The 15,870-nt window shown below is 67.9% G+C and carries 12 protein-coding genes and 3 pseudogenes; 6 read left to right on the plus strand and 9 right to left on the minus strand.

Annotation, left to right across the window (positions count from 1 at the left end; all coding sequences use genetic code 11):
- Positions 1 to 48 precede the first annotated feature (48 nt).
- The 5 genes from ACIA8E_RS14700 to ACIA8E_RS14720 all read right to left on the minus strand — a co-directional run bounded on the left by ACIA8E_RS14700 (position 49) and on the right by ACIA8E_RS14720 (position 3,439).
- On the minus strand, positions 49 to 918 hold the full coding sequence (locus ACIA8E_RS14700; protein ID WP_399297981.1) for an RNA polymerase sigma factor SigF: 870 nt from the start codon (positions 916 to 918) through the stop codon (positions 49 to 51).
- Positions 919 to 1,153: 235 nt separating this feature from the next.
- Positions 1,154 to 1,996 (minus strand): RNA polymerase sigma factor SigF, encoded by an 843-nt coding sequence (locus ACIA8E_RS14705; RefSeq protein ID WP_030973929.1) that lies wholly within the window; start codon positions 1,994 to 1,996, stop codon positions 1,154 to 1,156.
- A gap of 208 nt (positions 1,997 to 2,204) precedes the next feature.
- A complete protein-coding gene (locus tag ACIA8E_RS14710) occupies positions 2,205 to 2,498 on the minus strand; it encodes a Dabb family protein (RefSeq protein ID WP_399297983.1) in 294 nt (97 codons plus the stop codon).
- 9 nt (positions 2,499 to 2,507) lie between these two features.
- Positions 2,508 to 2,672 carry a hypothetical protein gene (locus tag ACIA8E_RS14715; RefSeq protein ID WP_176902190.1) on the minus strand — a complete coding sequence of 55 codons (165 nt, stop codon included), beginning with the start codon at positions 2,670 to 2,672 and terminating at the stop codon, positions 2,508 to 2,510.
- 200 nt (positions 2,673 to 2,872) lie between these two features.
- Positions 2,873 to 3,439 carry a nucleoside deaminase gene (locus ACIA8E_RS14720; RefSeq protein WP_399297985.1) on the minus strand — a complete coding sequence of 189 codons (567 nt, stop codon included), beginning with the start codon at positions 3,437 to 3,439 and terminating at the stop codon, positions 2,873 to 2,875.
- Between the two features lie 107 nt (positions 3,440 to 3,546).
- On the opposite strand from ACIA8E_RS14720, the gene ACIA8E_RS14725 reads away from it, so the two are divergent.
- Both ACIA8E_RS14725 and ACIA8E_RS14730 read left to right on the plus strand, forming a co-directional pair.
- Complete coding sequence (locus ACIA8E_RS14725) at positions 3,547 to 4,524, plus strand: antibiotic biosynthesis monooxygenase (RefSeq protein WP_399297987.1); 978 nt, start codon at positions 3,547 to 3,549, stop codon at positions 4,522 to 4,524.
- 44 nt (positions 4,525 to 4,568) lie between these two features.
- Positions 4,569 to 5,978 (plus strand): FAD-binding oxidoreductase, encoded by a 1,410-nt coding sequence (locus ACIA8E_RS14730; RefSeq protein WP_399297989.1) that lies wholly within the window; start codon positions 4,569 to 4,571, stop codon positions 5,976 to 5,978.
- 558 nt (positions 5,979 to 6,536) lie between these two features.
- On the opposite strand, the gene ACIA8E_RS14735 is transcribed toward ACIA8E_RS14730, so the two are convergent.
- Positions 6,537 to 8,021, minus strand: a complete 1,485-nt coding sequence (locus tag ACIA8E_RS14735; protein ID WP_399297991.1) for a hypothetical protein — start codon at positions 8,019 to 8,021, stop codon at positions 6,537 to 6,539.
- Between the two features lie 542 nt (positions 8,022 to 8,563).
- Between ACIA8E_RS14735 and ACIA8E_RS14740 the strand changes: the two are divergent.
- Positions 8,564 to 8,953, plus strand: a pseudogene (locus ACIA8E_RS14740) (tyrosine-type recombinase/integrase); the annotation flags it as partial.
- 312 nt (positions 8,954 to 9,265) lie between these two features.
- Here the strand turns inward: ACIA8E_RS14740 and ACIA8E_RS14745 are convergent.
- Complete coding sequence (locus ACIA8E_RS14745) at positions 9,266 to 9,985, minus strand: DUF6193 family natural product biosynthesis protein (protein ID WP_399297993.1); 720 nt, start codon at positions 9,983 to 9,985, stop codon at positions 9,266 to 9,268.
- Positions 9,986 to 10,358: 373 nt separating this feature from the next.
- Positions 10,359 to 11,708: an Ig-like domain-containing protein gene (locus ACIA8E_RS14750; RefSeq protein WP_399297995.1), complete on the minus strand. Its 1,350-nt coding sequence runs from the start codon at positions 11,706 to 11,708 to the stop codon at positions 10,359 to 10,361.
- Between the two features lie 337 nt (positions 11,709 to 12,045).
- On the opposite strand from ACIA8E_RS14750, the pseudogene ACIA8E_RS14755 reads away from it, so the two are divergent.
- A pseudogene (locus ACIA8E_RS14755) lies at positions 12,046 to 12,186 on the plus strand (site-specific integrase); the annotation flags it as partial.
- Between the two features lie 581 nt (positions 12,187 to 12,767).
- Here ACIA8E_RS14755 and ACIA8E_RS14760 read toward each other — a convergent pair.
- Positions 12,768 to 13,286, minus strand: a complete 519-nt coding sequence (locus ACIA8E_RS14760) for a hypothetical protein (RefSeq protein ID WP_399297997.1) — start codon at positions 13,284 to 13,286, stop codon at positions 12,768 to 12,770.
- 456 nt (positions 13,287 to 13,742) lie between these two features.
- Here ACIA8E_RS14760 and ACIA8E_RS14765 point away from each other — a divergent pair.
- A pseudogene (locus ACIA8E_RS14765) lies at positions 13,743 to 14,315 on the plus strand (DNA primase); the annotation flags it as partial.
- Entirely contained in the window at positions 14,308 to 15,783 is a 1,476-nt protein-coding gene (locus tag ACIA8E_RS14770) for an ATP-binding protein (protein ID WP_399297999.1), read from the plus strand. The pseudogene ACIA8E_RS14765 and the gene ACIA8E_RS14770, both read left to right, overlap by 8 nt.
- Positions 15,784 to 15,870 lie beyond the last annotated feature (87 nt).

Below are 15,870 nucleotides of genomic sequence, written 5' to 3' on the forward strand. Positions count from 1 at the left end.
TCGGAACCCTCGTGCCCCAGTACGGCGTTCGGCGGCGCCCGGCCGCGGTCAGTCGGCGATGAGTCCTTCCCGAAGCTGTGCGAGCGTCCGGGTGAGAAGCCGCGAGACGTGCATCTGCGAGATGCCGACCTCCTCGCCGATCTGCGACTGGGTCATGTTGGCGAAGAACCGCAGCATGATGATCTGACGCTCCCGGGGCGGGAGTTTGGACAGCAGCGGCTTCAGCGACTCGCGGTACTCGACGCCCTCCAACGCCGAGTCCTCGTAACCGAGCCGGTCCGCGAGGGAACCCTCGCCGCCGTCGTCCTCGGGAGAGGGCGAGTCCAGTGAGGACGCGGTGTACGCGTTGCCGACGGCCAGGCCGTCGACCACGTCCTCCTCGGAGACCCCGAGCGCCACCGCGAGCTCCGGCACGGTCGGCGAGCGGTCGAGCTTCTGGGCCAGCTCGTCGCTGGTCTTGGTCAGCGCGAGCCGCAGCTCCTGGAGCCGGCGCGGCACCCGCACCGACCAGGAGGTGTCGCGGAAGAAGCGCTTGATCTCGCCGACGACGGTGGGCATCGCGAACGTCGGGAACTCCACGCCCCGCTCGCAGTCGAACCGGTCGATCGCCTTGATCAGACCGATCGTGCCGACCTGGACGATGTCCTCCATCGGTTCGTTACGGCTCCGGAACCGCGCCGCCGCGTAACGCACGAGCGGGAGGTTGAGCTCGATGAGTGTGTCCCGTACGTAGGTACGCTCCGGGCTGTCGTCCGGTCCGTCGGGACCCGGTGCGGGACCCAGGGCGGCAAGCCGCTGGAAGAGGGAGCGGGACAGAGTGCGGGTGTCGATGGCTTCCGACGAGCTGGTGAGCACAACGGGTGCGGGTGCGCTCTTCGTGAGCGTGAGCACCTTCGAGCTGCCCTGTTCTGCGGACATGCCACCCCCTTGAGGTCGCGGACGGTCGCGTTGAGCCGCGACCATCGGAGGAACGCAGCCTCCACCTGAATACCGGAGGCGGGGCTGCGGCAAACGCGGTTCACGCAGAATGTCACATGTCGGCAACACGCTGTAGTGACATGTCGACAAGTCAAGGTGGAGTATGCGCAGTTAACAGGGGGTGTGCGGCATTCAGGTGTTCCGGGGCGGGCTTCGAGTGATCTACCCGATCCGGTTACGCTTCGATCCTGTTTGCGGATCTGAGGCGCGCGAAGCTTCTCGCCAGCAGTCTTGACACATGCATCTGGGAGACACCCAGTTCGGCGCTGATCTGCGACTGTGTCAGATTGCTGTAGTAGCGCAGCAGCAGGATCCGCTGCTCGCGTTCGGGCAGCTGGACGAGCAGGTGCCGGACCAGGTCGCGGTGTTCGACACCGGCGAGTGCGGGGTCCTCGTAGCCGAGCCGGTCGAGCAGTCCGGGCAGCCCGTCACCCTCCTGGGCCGCCTCCAGTGAGGTCGCGTGGTAGGAGCGGCCCGCCTCGATGCAGGCCAGGACCTCCTCCTCGGAGATCTTCAGTCGTTCGGCGATCTCGGCGGTGGTGGGCGAGCGGCCGTGCGCCGTCGTCAGGTCCTCGGTGGCGCCGGTGACCTGGACCCAGAGCTCGTGCAGCCGTCGCGGTACATGGACGGTCCGTACGTTGTCCCGGAAGTACCGCTTGATCTCGCCGACGACGGTGGGCATCGCGAAGGTGGGGAACTGCACGCCGCGCTCGGGGTCGAACCGGTCGATGGCGTTGATCAGACCGATCGTGCCGACCTGGACGACATCCTCCATCGGTTCGTTGCGGCTCCGGAAGCGCGCAGCGGCGTACCGGACGAGGGGGAGGTTCGCCTCGATCAGCGCCGCCCGCACCCTGCCGTGCTCCGGAGTTCCCGGTTCCAGCTGCTTGAGCTCCCCGAAGAGGACCTGGGTGAGCGCCCTGGTGTCCGCGCCCCGGGTCCTGGCGGGCGTCGTGCTGTCGGGCGTCTCCGTCTGGACGGTCTGGGGAGGCACTTGAGGCGCTGTACTGGCCGGCACGATACGCCACCCCTTTGCGGTCAACTTCGGTCAACTCATCCGTCAAAAGCGGTCATAGCATCACAAGACATGTCCACTGTGTGCAAGCACCGCGTAGTGCCGTGTTGGGGTTAAGTTGGTTTAAACAAGAGGAAAAGCCCCTCACCGGATCGGTGGGGGGCTTACGCGCTCCTGGACCGAGAGGTCCGGAACGTCGGAACCGAGGGGGTCAGAACGGATAGTCGGCGATCACCCAGGTGGCGAAGGCCCGCCACTGTCCGGCGGCGGCCTGATGGGCCGGATGCTCGATGTAGCGCTTCAGCGCGTCCTCGTCGGCGACCGCGGAGTTGATGGCGAAGTCGTAGGCGATCGGCCGGTCGGTGATGTTCCAGGCGCACTCCCAGAACTCCAGCTCGGGGATCTTTCCCGCCAGCTCCTGGAACGCCTTCACTCCGTCGGCGACCTGCGGATCGTCGCGCCTCACGCCGTCGTTCAGCTTGAACAGGACCAGGTGGCGGATCATGGGGTACTCCTACTTCACGAGCTCGGACATGAAATCGCCGACGCCCTGTGCGGCACTCGAAACGCCCTCGAACCCTACCTGGACAAGATCCGCGGCCCGGGCTGGGGACGTGATGATCGTGTACAGCACGAAGACGACAACCATGTAGAGCGCGATCTTCTTCGCTTGCACCATCAGCCCCTGCCACCCCATTCGATCCCCTGTGCAGTCGGGCGATTCTATCCGCACAGATGGCCGTATCCGGTGGGGGTTTCCGACGGGGTTTGCGATGGGCTTCACGGACCGGTGTCTCGCGCACCACTGCCAGGGGGGACGCCTCTTCGGCTCGCTCCGCCGGGCACACTCGCGGCGTGGATCTCCGGGCCCGGCCGTCTTCAGTACGCGTGCCGGTCCGGCTTGCTCGTCCACGTGTCGTAGGCCTGGGCGCCGATTTCGGGGTAGACCTGTTCGATCCTGATCCTGCGTTGGTCGAGCGGCTTCTTGAAGTCCTCGTACTGGTAGGCGTCGTCGAAGCCGATCCGGCGGGTGTCGTCCAGGCTGCAGCTGAAGTACACCGCATCGATCCGCGACCAGTAGATGGCGCTCATGCACATCGGGCAGGGGGCACCGCTGATGTAGATCGAGCAGCCTTGGAGCATCCGGGCCCGCTCGGTCACGGGATCCGGTGACCCGTCAGGACGGGGTACGTATTCCAGAGTGCTCTCGTTCTGGTGTTCCTCGGAGATCGACGGAGCCTCGGGGTTGAGTTGCTGCACGGCCTTGCGGATCGTTTCGATCTCGGCGTGGGCCGTGGGGTCGCCGGTGAGGAGCACTCGGTTCTGCCCGCGGGCGATGATGTCGCCGTTGCGGGTGAGCACCGCACCGAAGGGTCCGCCCCAGCCGTTCTCCACCGACTCGGTGGCCAGTCGGACCGCTTCGGTGATGAGCTCTTTGTGTTCCATCTGGGTCTCCGATCGACATCGATGCCCTTGGCGAAACAAGCGCGTGGAAACGGGCAATCAAATGTCTGATTTGCCCCTAAAATAACGCATACATTAGGCTACTGTAGGTGAGCCCCCGTGCAAGCCGTGAGCCGCCGGCAGAGAACGCCACCGTGGTGACCTCGCAGAAGGTGTGCGCGGGTCGCGCCGACGACTATCAGCGTTGGCAGCACCGGATGAACGAAGCTGCCCGCGAATTCGACGGGTTCGAGGGTGTCGAGGTGTACCCGCCCGTAGGGGGCGACGAGAACGAATGGGTGGCGGTCTTCCGTTTCGCCGGTGTGGACCACCTGACGGCCTGGCTGGATTCGGGCAGACGGCAGGAATTGCTCGACGAAGGGCAGGAATTCTTCGAGGGATCTCCGACGCAGGAGGTGCTTCGTGGCGGCGCCCCTGCCGAGCAGGCGCCGGAGACGGTCACGGCCGTCATCTCGCACGAGGTGAAGCCCGGGCGGGAAGAGGAGTTTCTGCGCTGGCAGGAGAAGGCCTTCAAGGCACAGGCGAAGTCACCCGGATTCATGGGGTCCGAGCTGTTCAAGCCCGTGGAGGGCGTGCAGGAGCACTGGGTCGCCGTCTTCCGGTTCGACTCCCGACAGCACCTCGACGACTGGCTCGCCTCCGATGTCCGCCAGACACTGTTGGAGGAGGGCCGCACTTATTTCGCCTCCTACGACGTACGCAAGGTCCGCTCGTCCTTCAACGGTTGGTTCCGCTTCGGCGACGGCAAGCAGGACAGCGCGCCGCCCAACTGGAAGCAGGCCATGACCGTGCTCCTGGCCCTCTATCCCACGGTGATGGTGCTGAACCTGACCGAGGGGCGCTGGCTGGACAAGCTCGGCGTCCCCGGATACATCGGCCTCTTCATCGGGAACATGCTGAGCGTCAGTGCGCTGACCTGGCTGCTGATGCCTCTGGTGAACAAGGCACTCGCCTTCTGGCTGGTGCCCAGCCGCGCGACCACCTACCGCGTGCACCTGACCGGTGCCGCGGCAGTGGTGCTCTGCTACGCGCTGGTCCTCGCCGTCTTCGGGCTGACCATCCACTGACCGATCACCAGCCGGTTGCGGCCGTGCCACGCGAGGAGCTCGTGATGCCCGAATGGACGCACGCAGGCCCGATCGAGGGAACCCTGATCCGACGGGGCGACCCCGGCTACGACCGTGCCCGCGCCGACGCGGTGTGGAACGGGCTGACGCCGGAACGGTTTCCTGAGGTCATTCTGCAGGCCATCGCAGAGCGGGACATCCCCCTGGCCCTGGCCTGGGCACGCGCCCAGGGGCTGCGCGTCTCCACGCGCTCCGGCGGGCACAACTGGTCCGGTTCCCAACTCCGCGACGGGGGCCTGCTGATCGACCTGTCGCGGTTACGGCACTGCAGTGTCGACCCGGTGTCGGAGACGGCTGAGGTGGGGCCCGCCGTCACCGGGACGGACCTGGTCGAGGCCCTCGCCCCGCATGACCTGGCCTTCCCGGTGGGGCACTGCCCCTCCGTCGCGGTGGGCGGCTTTCTGCTGAGCGGCGGACTCGGCTGGAACTCCCGTGTGTGGGGACCGGCATGTGCCGACGTCCTGGAGATCCGGACTGTCACCGCCGACGGCCGGACGGTCATCTGCAGCGAGACCGAGAACGCCGACCTCTTCTGGGCCGCGCGCGGCGCGGGGCCGGGTTTCTTCGCCGTCGTCACCGGATTCCGGCTCCGTCTGCACCCTCACCCCGCGGCAATCACGACCACCGGCCTCACCTTCCCGCTGGCCGAGGTCGAGCGTGTGACGGGCTGGGCCGTCCGGACCGCGCGTGACCTGCCGTCGAACGTCGAGACGGCTCTCGTCCTGGCAGCCTCCGGCGAGGCGACGGCCGCGGCCCCGCCGGGGCCGCGGATCACCGTCGGCGCCACTGCGTTCGCCGCGACGCGGGACGAGGCGCTCGCTGCTCTCGAACCCCTGGGGGCCTGTCCGTTCGCCGAGCAAGCCCTGTCCCGGCAGCGACCCGAGCCGACGTCCTTCGCCTCACTGCACGACGGCGCCGCTCGGGCGTGGCCGTCGGCGCATCGCTACGCGGCGGACACGCTGTGGTCGGCGGAGAGCTACGAGACCCTGATGACCCGCGTCGCCGGCGTCGTCGCCCGGGCACCCTCCGGCAAGTCCCTGGTGCTCGCGCCCGTGCAGCCGGTCTCCCCGGACCCGGCGGTGCTGCGGAACATGGCTTTTTCGGCGCCCGGTGAGTCCTACCTCGCCTGTTACGCGCTCTGGGACGATCCGGCTGCGGACGAAGCGAACACCGGGTGGCTGCGGGAGACAATGGCCGCGGCGGACCCGTCGGGTCGCGGTGGTCACTACATCGCCGAAGCGGATCTGGAAGCCGATGCCGACCGGGCCCGGCGCTCGTACACTGCCGCCGACTGGGTCCGCCTGCAGGAACTCAAGCTCGAGTGGGACCCGGAGAACGTCTTCCACTCCTACCTCGCGCCGGCGCCATGGGGCGCCCGGCTCGAGCGCCCTTGATACGCATCCGGCACCGATCACGGGGACCGTCACGAAGCGTCCTCGCGCAGGGTCGGCGGGTTGCACGCAGGGACACAAAAAACCGCCCCCGATCTGCTTTCGCAGGATCGGAGGCGGTCTTCCGAAGCGGTAGCGGAGGGATTTGAACCCTCGGTGAGTTTCCCCACACTCGCTTTCGAGGTCTGTTCGTGCTGGTCAGGGCGTGATTCGGAGCCGTTCAGCCTCGTTCATTGCCATACTCCGGGCCCATTGCGTGAACCGCTCTGGATGGCGCCGGACGAGAGTGAATGAGACGGAAACTGAGACGGCTCGGTCGCTGTCTCCTGCCGCTCGCCGCACCTGGGGGCGTGGCGGGACCTGGATACGGGGCGTTGGCGTGCCGCCTGCCGCCTGCCGCCTGCCGCCTGCCGCCTGCCGCCTGCCGCCTGCCGCCTGCCGCCTGCCGCCTGCCGCCTGCCGCCTGCCGACGCAGGGGCCGGGCCACCGCGGTCCCGTCCGCGGCGGCCCGGCCGAAGGTGAGCGCCGCCTGGTGGCACGCTGCGCTGGGCGTATGCCTGCCTAGTTGGCGACGTGGGGGCTCGCCAGGGCGGCTCCGAAGTATCCGACGGTGTTGCGGACGGTAATACCGGCGCTCTTGCCGCACAGGTTGACCGAACCGCTCAGGACGGGACCGGAGGCCGAGCCGCGGGCGGTCCACAGGCAGCCATCGCTGTTCTCCGTGGATATGCCGACGATCGTCTCGGCCTTGCCGTCCTTGTTGAGGTCGGCAAGGTGGACGGCCGCGCCGAACTGGTCGCCGGCCTCTGCGGTGCCGGGCACGCCCGCCGTGTTCTGGGTGTATCCGGCCGCCTTGGTCGTCGTCAGGCCGGCGGCGGAGCCGCGCAGCAACACGGCCGTGCCTGCGTACTGAAGCGTGCCGATTGCCTCCCCGGGCGAGCCTACGAGGACATCGGCATACCCGTCTGCGTTGACGTCGCCGACACTGAGCGACTGGCCGAACTCGTCGCCATCCTCCGCGGTGCCCGGGACACCCGCTGTGTCCTGGTAGAAGACCTTCGGGTGCTGGTCTGCGGTGATGCCCTGCGCGCTGCCATAGAGGACCTGGATCTCGCCGCCACGGTGCGCCGCGCCGGTCGCGTTCGCAAGCGAGTCGTCTTCCGCGATGCCGGTCACCAGGTCGCCGTACCCGTCGCCGTTGATGTCGCCGATCTGGCCGGCGTGACCGTCGGCGTAGGGGAGTTCGGTGGGCCAGTTGGCGGAATAGTCCGGGCTCGGAGGGCCGTTGTCGACATACACAGATCCGCGGAGGTCGTCGTCCGAAGGCCCGGGCAACCAGAACCGCTCCGCCCTGCCGTCGCCGTTAACGTCACCCATCACCACGCCGCGCGTCTCACCGAAGCGACCGTCCCGGTAGTTGGAGGCTGCCTTGCCGGTGCGGGTGAAGGGGCTGGTGTAGGAGGCGCCCTCGCAGCGCGAGCCGATGCTCACCTCCGGGGCGCCGTCCCCGTTCATGTCGCCTGTGGCCAGAGAATTCCCGAAGCCGCAGTACGTTCTGCCGTCCCCATATCCGGCGGGAGGGGAGATGGTCGCGCCGTCCGACAGCCCACTGGGCCCGCCCCACACGACGGTCACGGAGCCCCGGAGCTCGTTGTCGCCGACCTTCTCGCTCGGGGTGCCGACGAGCAGGTCCGCGTATCCGTCCCGGTCCAGGTCGGCGCTGGCGACCGTAGTACCGAAAGCGTCCCATTCCTCGGGGTCGCCGGGGATCCCGGAGGTCGCCTGCGTGATGACCGTCCGGCGCGTGGCGCTCACCGATGACGCCGACCCGTACATCACGACGACGGCGCCGGCTTCCTCCACACTGCCATTGGCTGCATAGGGCGCGCCCACGGCCAGGTCCCGATAGCCGTCACCGTTGAAGTCGTCCTGGACGGCCGCGGTGTTGGCCCCCTTGTACGGGCTGCTGGCGGAAGCTGTCGTCGGGGTCAGGGTGACGGCGAGGAGAGGGGCGAGCACGGCGGCGGCCGTGGCTGCTCTGTTCAACGGAGCTCCTTGGCGGAAGGACGGGCACTACGGAGGGGGGAATGCCGAACGACTGGAGCGGCGGCGCCCCAGTCGCCCCACTGGACACACGAGAGCACCTCAAGGTTGTACGGGTTTTGCTTCCGTCTCAGGAATGCATCCGCTCCGCGTCTCGAAGTGAACCTCTATGGATGGGACCGGACGGGAATGTGCGAGACGGAAACTGAGACGGAGCGGTCGCCTCCTGCCAGGGCGTCAGCCTCTTTGGAGTGACACCTCGCTGCCCATGGCTGCGTCCTCGCGCCGACCTCCGAGGGGGGAGACAGGCTCGCTGGTAGCCACCCCGAACGCCTTTGGGGCGGTTCCTCAGTGCGGACGTGCCTGAAGCCCAAGCGCTCGTAATAGGTGTGCAGCCCGGGATACGTACGCCAGGTGTCGATACGCACCCGGCTTCGCCCTTCCAGCGCTCCGAGCTCCCGGCCGGACGCTCGACGGGCGACGATCAGCTTGTACAGGTACAGCGCTGTTTCGGGATGATCGCCCTCCGTCCAGAAGTCTCGGTCGAGCAGGACGCCGAGCGTGCGGCGGCCGGTGGCGACTGGGTCGACGAAGGGTGGCTCTTCGCCACGCCGATCGGTCGGGGCACCTCACCCCGCACGGACTACGACGACTGGAAGGAACTCCTCGACGACGCCAAGGTGCGGGACGGCCGTCTGTACGATGCCCGCCATACTGCCGCCACGGTCCTGCTGATCCTCGGAGTCTCCGAGCGTGCCGTGATGGGGCTCATGGGGTGGTCGACGACGGCCATGGCCGCTCGGTACCAGCACATGGTGGACACCGTCCGGAACGAGGTAGCCCAACGGGTCGACGGACTCATCTGGAAGCCGTCCGGAGAGGGGCCGGTCCTCGATGAGGATGGGCTCGCCGGAGCACTCGTACGGGCCGACTGAGACGGAGATGCACGAAGGGTCCGGCTCGATGAGCCGGACCCTTCGTCTACCTGCGGTAGCGGAGGGATTGAACCCTCAGTGACTTGCGCCACAATCGATTTCGAGGTCTGTTCGTGCTGGTCAGACCCTGATTCCGACTCGTTCACCAGCGTTCACGCCAGTACGCGGCGCGCCTCGGATGGGGGAGCGTACGTCCCTGAACGACTCCGTACGCCGATGAATGAGACGGAAACACGATCTTCCTGACCTCTCGCAATGAAGGTTGAGCAGTGTCAGCGCAGATTGGTGACCAGCTTGTGGCTCGTCCTCATCTCATTCGGCGGTTCCCGCGACAGCCGGGCCGAGATCGGTGGGGAGGTGAGACATCGCCAAGGCGACGGCCTCCTGGGCAGTGGCGGCCTCACCGAGGGCGCTGGAGTGAGGATGCATCATCACGCGGTACAAGCTGCCGTTGGATGACGGCGCGATAGCCACCTCATCGCGGAACGGGTGTCCGGTGCAGGAGCTGAAGCCGAGCGTCCAGTGGCTGGAGTACACATAGAGCTGTCGCAGCCTCGGTTCGGCATGAGCCGCTTCCACGAGCTCGCCGAACTCCGGGAAATCCGGGGCCTCAACTGCCTGTGCCCGCATCCTGCGCCACTGCACCTCCACCACCGCGTTCGGCCCGCGTTCGTGGGCCTCGGCGCGTTCACTGGAGTGCAGAAACGGTAGGTCCGCCCGTAGCTCCCGCAGGCTCCTACCCTTTCCCCACGCCACACCAGCCCTGACGACGTCCGCCAGGTCGGGCGTGGCTCCGGTGATGAGTTCGACCCCCTGGCTCCAGCCGGAGACACCGAACCAACGGCTCTCGGCCCCGATGTGAACGGACAGCGGTTTGCGCCCAGGGACCGACGAGGTTATGCCCGCCGAGACGAGTGCTCCCCAGTCGCCGGGCACCGTCGTGAGATCGAAACCGAGGTCGGCTGCGAGCTGTTCCAGCGCAGCGGCAAGGCTGCCCGCGGCCGCCAGGTCAGGATAGAGGTCAGAATTCACCTACGTAGTCTGCCGTCGCAACGCCACAAAGAGAACGGAACGAGCTTCGCTCCAGGTCAGTCCGACGGGGTGTGCTGAGACGGGATCGGCGCCCACCTACCCGACCTGATAGAGATCTGGATGCCAGAAGCCCCCAGGGTCACCCTGGGGACTTCGGAGCCGTGTGCGCTCGGCAGGATTCGAACCTGCAACCTTCTGATCCGTAGGCGGGTGCGCACACGGATCACCTGGCCTCCCCAAGCCACCAGGGCCTGTTGGCCAGGATGCACCTGTACGTCGACGTGTGCCTGTGTGCGCCGACGTTGATGTCAGACGCTGATGTCAGGCCTCACCGAGGTGCCCGTCCTGTTTGAAGCCGGGGGCTTCCCAGTGGTCAGTGGTCCCGGCATTTGTCGTCGCCACCGCCGTTGTGGGGAGCCGACTTGTGGTCCGGGCGGTGCTTGCACTGTTTGACGGTCTGGGTGAGGGTTTCGGGATTTCCGCTGTTGGACGAGTAGTTGGCGTCGCCGGAGTAGATCGCCGTGATGGTGTGCGTGCCGGTGCTCAGGTGCTTAAGGACCAGTTCGGCGACGCTGCAGTTGCCGCCGTCGCGCCTCAGCTTGGCCGTGCCCGCGGGAGTTCCGTCCGTGGCGAAGGTGACGGTGCCGGTCGGCCGGGGCACGCCCGCTCCGCTGTTTGCCGGGCAGACGACGTCCACCACGTGGACCGACTCTCCCGGCTTGGAGGGGTTCGGGCGGGACTTGAGGTAGGTGGTGACGGGCTTGAGCAGCGTGTAGGTGATGGACACCGAGGCCGGGCCGGTCGCGGGCCCCGACGTCCCGCCCGCCGGGACCCGGTTTGAGCCTCCGCCGCCTCCTCCGCTGCCGCCGTAGCCGCCGCTCCCAAACTGATTGCAGCCGCCCCCGCCTCCGCCGCCGAACCATCCGGCACCGCCACCGCCACCCCTCGTACTGCCGGTACCGCCGGGGCCACCGGTGCCCGCACCGCCGGGGCCTCCCGCGCCGGCGGGAGAGCCCACGCTACATGCGGCCCCGCTCGTTCCACCGGAGGTGGCGGTACCACCGCCACCTCCGCCGGCCGGGCCTGTGCCGCCACGGGTGCCGCCTTGGTCCCCGACATCGCCGGCAGCGCCGCCCGCCCCGCCGGGTCCAATGGGGGGAAAGAGATCGGGAGACGAGCCGCCGCCTCCGCCTCCGCCGGCCACGATCAGGCGGGGATCGGTGCCGGGATTTCCGGTCAACACACAGCCGGGGGTGGAGGCGCTGCAGGTTCGTACGTCGCTGGCGCCACCACCAGCGCCGGCGGTGCCGAAATCAGCGGTGCCGCCGCTTCCACCGCCGGTGTTGACGTTCACGTAGAGAGTCGTGACTCCTGCCGGGACGGTGACGGTGCCGCTGACCGTTGCACCCGCGCCGCCGAGGCTGACCGGAATGCTGCCGTTCTGGCCGGCAGCACCTGTGGCGGTGATGGACACGCTGGTCACACCCGCGGGAACCAGGAATGCGCTCTGTCCGGGGGTCGTGAACGTCACGGTCGTCGGCTGCGGCGCCGCAGCAGCAGCGGTGCCCGCGGTGGGAAGCACCAGCACGGCCGCGGGCAGCACCATCGATGCGGTCGCCACCACGGCGCGCCGGGCGCCGCGCCGCAGCGTGCCGACAAGGGCCTGGCCGCTCGGCCGGGAGCCAGAGTTGAGTGGGCGAGGGCATCTGAACCGTGCGGTCATGTGGGCTCCAAAGAGGGAAGGCGGCGCCCTCGGCACGGGGGTTGCACGGCCATCAGCTTGGGCCGCCTACCGGGGGAAGGCGAGCGGACTCCGCTCGCGGCTGGGTTGCTTCGAGTGCGAGTGGGTGGCACACGAACGCAATGGCCAGGGAACATCAGGAATCGCCGGCCGCCCCGCCGGACACGCCCTGCATCACACTCGCCAGGATGTTTCCGCTGGTCAGAACTGGTCCGAGCCTCACGCGGCCCCGCCGAACGGCCGCAGTCCATTGGGCGTCGACGAACTTCACCGGTGGCTGGGCCACCGGCGAGCGGTGTGTGTCTGCACAGCCACAGAGGGCGGGGCCTCCCGCATGCGAGCGCGGTACCTCCACGTCCCTGACCACCTGTTGAAGGAGGTGGCCCGAAAGATCGGCGCCGCGATCTGGGGTGCCCCGGAATCAGCCTTTGTGGACAAAGACCAGGACAACGAGGGCTGAGACAACGTCGAAGGGCCCGGTGAGAGCAATGGCGGAGGATACGAGATTCGAACTCGTGAGGGGTTGCCCCCAACACGCTTTCCCAACTCTGCACGGCTCCGTTCGTCCTGGTTCACGGTCGTCCGCGGGCCGGGCCTCCGGGCTGCCCACAGGAGAGCTGAATGGCCGCGAACGGCCGCGAATGAGACTGTCGATGAGACTGCTGGACTGCCCGTACGGCAGCCGTAGACCCGCAGCGCGTTCGAGTTGGGGCTGAGGGTTGACACCCGCTTTAGGAGTTCGATCTCATCCCGCTCCAGCGGCTGTCGGCGACTGGTGCGACGGTCGGACAGAGACGCTGGCGTACGCCCGCGTCCGGCGTCGTTGATGTCAGCCGTGGATGTCAGACGCCTTCTGTTCCGTAGCTCTAGAGAAGACGGTTGGCCACGGTCATACCGGCCGAAGTTGAGGCCATGGCGACGGCTGCCGAACGGACGCGGTCGCTATGGTTGCTGTACTTCGCTGCTGTACATCTGGGCCGCGATTCAGTCGTCACACTACGACCCCGTGCATGAGCCCTTGAACAGCGCACCACAGGGTGGTCATGTGGTGCGGCTCACCACGTAGGCGGTGCCGACCCCTTCTTCGTCGGGTGAGTCTGCCTGGATCGCGAGACTGGACCCAGCCGTGGTGAAGTCGAACCCGTTCGCCTTCGGCTGCCTACAGTCGACGCGCTTAGCGGTCTTGGCGGTGCCTGAAACGACCGTGAAGGTGACCGTGCCTTCCCCTGCACATGCCACCTCCACCCGCAGGGCGGTGCCGGGCTTGACGGTCTCGTCCAGGTTCTCTCCGGGCAACGCGAGGGAACCGGACGAGACCAGGCCCTTCTCGTCCGCATCCCAGCGATCCGAGATGCGGAGCAAGTCGCGGGCTTCCTTGTTCAAGTCCTCCCGGTCGGACTGAGAGGCCGACTGCGCTGCGGGTGAGGCGCTGGAACTCGTCGTCTTCCGCGGCTGCGGAGTCTTTGACTCTGCGGGCGAGCCCGAACAGGCGGAGGTCACGCCAGTCATCAGCGCGACGGCAGCTAGAGCAATGCCAGTGTGGCGGGTGAAGCGGTGCATGAGATCCCCCGAAGTGCACTCAAAAGACCAGGTCGTTAGAACTGGTTGATCATCGCGTGTGTGTGCCACGCCCGCCCATGAGTTCTGGGCAGCGACACAAGACTGGTACACACTTTCTGCACGCTTCCCTCATATCGGGCGTTCCCGCTGTGGTTGTAGTCCTTCTCGACGTCCGAGCAGGCCCCACGAACGTGAGGTCGGCGGAGCGACTTTGGCCGGGAGCTGCTTTGGCGCGAGTGATCATGGCCCCGTAAGCTTCCGGCGAGTCGGGCAGTCTGTGGACCTGCCCGTTAAAGCACGACGTTGGGGCCATGATCTTCGAGGCTCGCGCCAAAGTGGCTGGCTAAAGTCGCGGAGCGGACCGCCCAGCCACGGGGCAACGGCCCCGGTAGCGGGGTAGCCCGCGGGGAACCGCCGCCGCGATCCGGCCTTCTCGGTAACACAAAGCGTCGTTGACCTGGTGGTGCGGCAATCGTCGACCTCGACAACCCCGCCGCCATCGCGTGGGCCCGAGCGAGCCTGCCCACCACACGAACCGTGCGCACCACCAGAGGTGAGCACTGGCTCTACCAGGGCGCGATGCAGTCCGCTAACGCCGTACGGCCCGGCGTGGACATCAAGTCCACCATGGCCTACGCCCGTTGGCTCGGTCCCGGCACCGGCACCATGACGGCACTCCCGGACGTCGTGCGCGCGCTGACCGTGAGGGAGTCGGCCCCGGTCCGACCCGTGACGGTCACGGTGCCCACACTGGTCGGGGGCGGGGCGTGCCCGCACCGCACGCCCACCTACTTGGACCGTGGCATTGCCATGGCGGAACAGCACATCTCCGAGGCACGTGAGGCGGTGCACGCCACCGTCTACCGGACGTTCCTCGCCGTGCTGTCCACGCACGGCCGGTGCGGCTGCCTCACCGCCGCCCACACCGCGCGACTTTTCACCGCAGCCCAGGCCAAAGGCGAATCGCCCCGGCACTGCACCGACGCGTGGACCAACGCCCTGACCACGTTGGGACTGAGCCATGGCTGAGGACGACAAGACTCCCGCCCGCGAAGTCATCGCGGACTACGCGCAAGAGCACTTCCGGTACTTCCGCACCGCTGACGGGACCGTGTACGCGCAGAAGAAGGGGCACCCCGTGGCCCGTCCGATCCGCTCCCAGGGCACCACGGGAAGCCACCGGCAGGAACTCATGGTTGGTCTGTTCAGGGACGGGCGCGGCGCGTTCAACGGGTCCGCGCTCAAGGAGGCGTTGGACTTGATCGAAGCGCTCGCGCTGACCGAGGACGTCCAGCCAGTCCATATCCGCGTGGCCCCCGGGTTCGACGGGGCGACGTGGCTGGACCTTGGCCGTGATGACGGGCAGTCCGTCCGCATCCATCCCTCGGGCTGGGACATCCTCACCCCCGACCCGCGGGAGGTGTGCTGGAGGCGGACCCAGCTCACCGGGGAACTTCCCCTGCCGGCCAAGGACACCGACGGCAAGGGCATCGACCTGTTGATGCGTCTGTGCAACTTCGCCAACGCGGAGACCGAATGCCTGGCCATCGCGTGGCTGATCGGCTGCCTCGGGCCGTCGGTGCCCGTGCCCGCGCCGTTCCTCACCGGGCCGCAAGGGGCGGGGAAATCCACGGGTGGGCGGATGCTCGTGCGGATCGTCGAGGGGATGAGTGGCGACCTGCGCCGGGCGCCGAAGGACGAGGAGAACCTCATCGCGGCGGTGGCGGCGGGATGGGTCACCGCCCTGGACAACCTCTCCCACATGACGCCGGACCTGTCCGACGCGATGTGCTGCATCGTCACCGGCGCCGAGAGCGTCAAACGGGCTCTGTTCACCGACGGGGACGTGTTCCGCGTCGGCTACCGCCGGCCCCTGCTCCTCACCGGCATCGATGTGGGCGTCATCCGACCCGACCTCGCGGAACGGCTCCTGCCGCTGCGGTTGGAGCGGCCTCGCGTCCGGCGCACCGAGGCGGAACTGTGGGCGGAGTACGCCGAGGTGCTGCCTGTCGTTCTCGGCTCGCTGCTGGACCTCACGGTCAAGGTCCGTGCCGTGGAGGCGGAGACCCCCACCGACCTGCGGATGGCGGACTTCGCGCACCTGTGCGCGCAGTTCGACGCCGCGACCGGTCTCGAGGCGCTCCCGGCCTACCGGGCCAGTCTGGACGACCTGAACGACGACGTGATCGAGGGCGACCTCCTCGCGCAGACCGTCCTCAGGCACGCCGACACCATCGCGCCGGGCGCGGCGCAGCAGATGACGTCGACGGAGTGGCTGTCCTGCCTCAGCCGCCTCTGCAGCGGCGAGGATGGCCGCCCCCTGCCCAAGGGGTGGCCGACGACAGGCAAGGTTCTCTCCGACCGGCTCAAGCGCCTCCAGCCCACCCTGGCGGCCCGGGGCGTCCTCATCGACTCGGGCCGCACCAAGGCGGGCCGCTACCTCGAAATGACCCGCACGCTCACCCCGGCCCCGCACGAGCAGGCACGGGCGTTCTGACCGGCGATCCGCATGCTCAGGCGAACAGCAAGAGGAGCACGTGCTCCTCTTGCTGTTCGCCTGAGCATGCGGATCGCCGGTCAGAAC

Origin of the sequence: Streptomyces sp. NPDC051664, assembly GCF_044453545.1 — a bacterium.
In the GTDB taxonomy this organism is placed as follows: Bacteria; Actinomycetota; Actinomycetes; order Streptomycetales; family Streptomycetaceae; genus Streptomyces.

Bases quoted from the DNA above. Each gene is read 5' to 3' on its own strand.
- ACIA8E_RS14700 (WP_399297981.1), bottom strand. From the start codon at position 918: ATGTCCGCAGAACAGGGCAGCTCGAAGGTGCTCACGCTCACGAAGAGC.
- ACIA8E_RS14710 (WP_399297983.1), bottom strand. From the start codon at position 2,498: ATGATCCGCCACCTGGTCCTGTTCAAGCTGAACGACGGCGTGAGGCGC.
- ACIA8E_RS14715 (WP_176902190.1), bottom strand. From the start codon at position 2,672: ATGGTGCAAGCGAAGAAGATCGCGCTCTACATGGTTGTCGTCTTCGTG.
- ACIA8E_RS14720 (WP_399297985.1), bottom strand. From the start codon at position 3,439: ATGGAACACAAAGAGCTCATCACCGAAGCGGTCCGACTGGCCACCGAG.
- ACIA8E_RS14730 (WP_399297989.1), top strand. From the start codon at position 4,569: ATGCCCGAATGGACGCACGCAGGCCCGATCGAGGGAACCCTGATCCGA.
- ACIA8E_RS14750 (WP_399297995.1), bottom strand. From the start codon at position 11,708: ATGACCGCACGGTTCAGATGCCCTCGCCCACTCAACTCTGGCTCCCGG.
- ACIA8E_RS14760 (WP_399297997.1), bottom strand. From the start codon at position 13,286: ATGCACCGCTTCACCCGCCACACTGGCATTGCTCTAGCTGCCGTCGCG.
- ACIA8E_RS14770 (WP_399297999.1), top strand. From the start codon at position 14,308: ATGGCTGAGGACGACAAGACTCCCGCCCGCGAAGTCATCGCGGACTAC.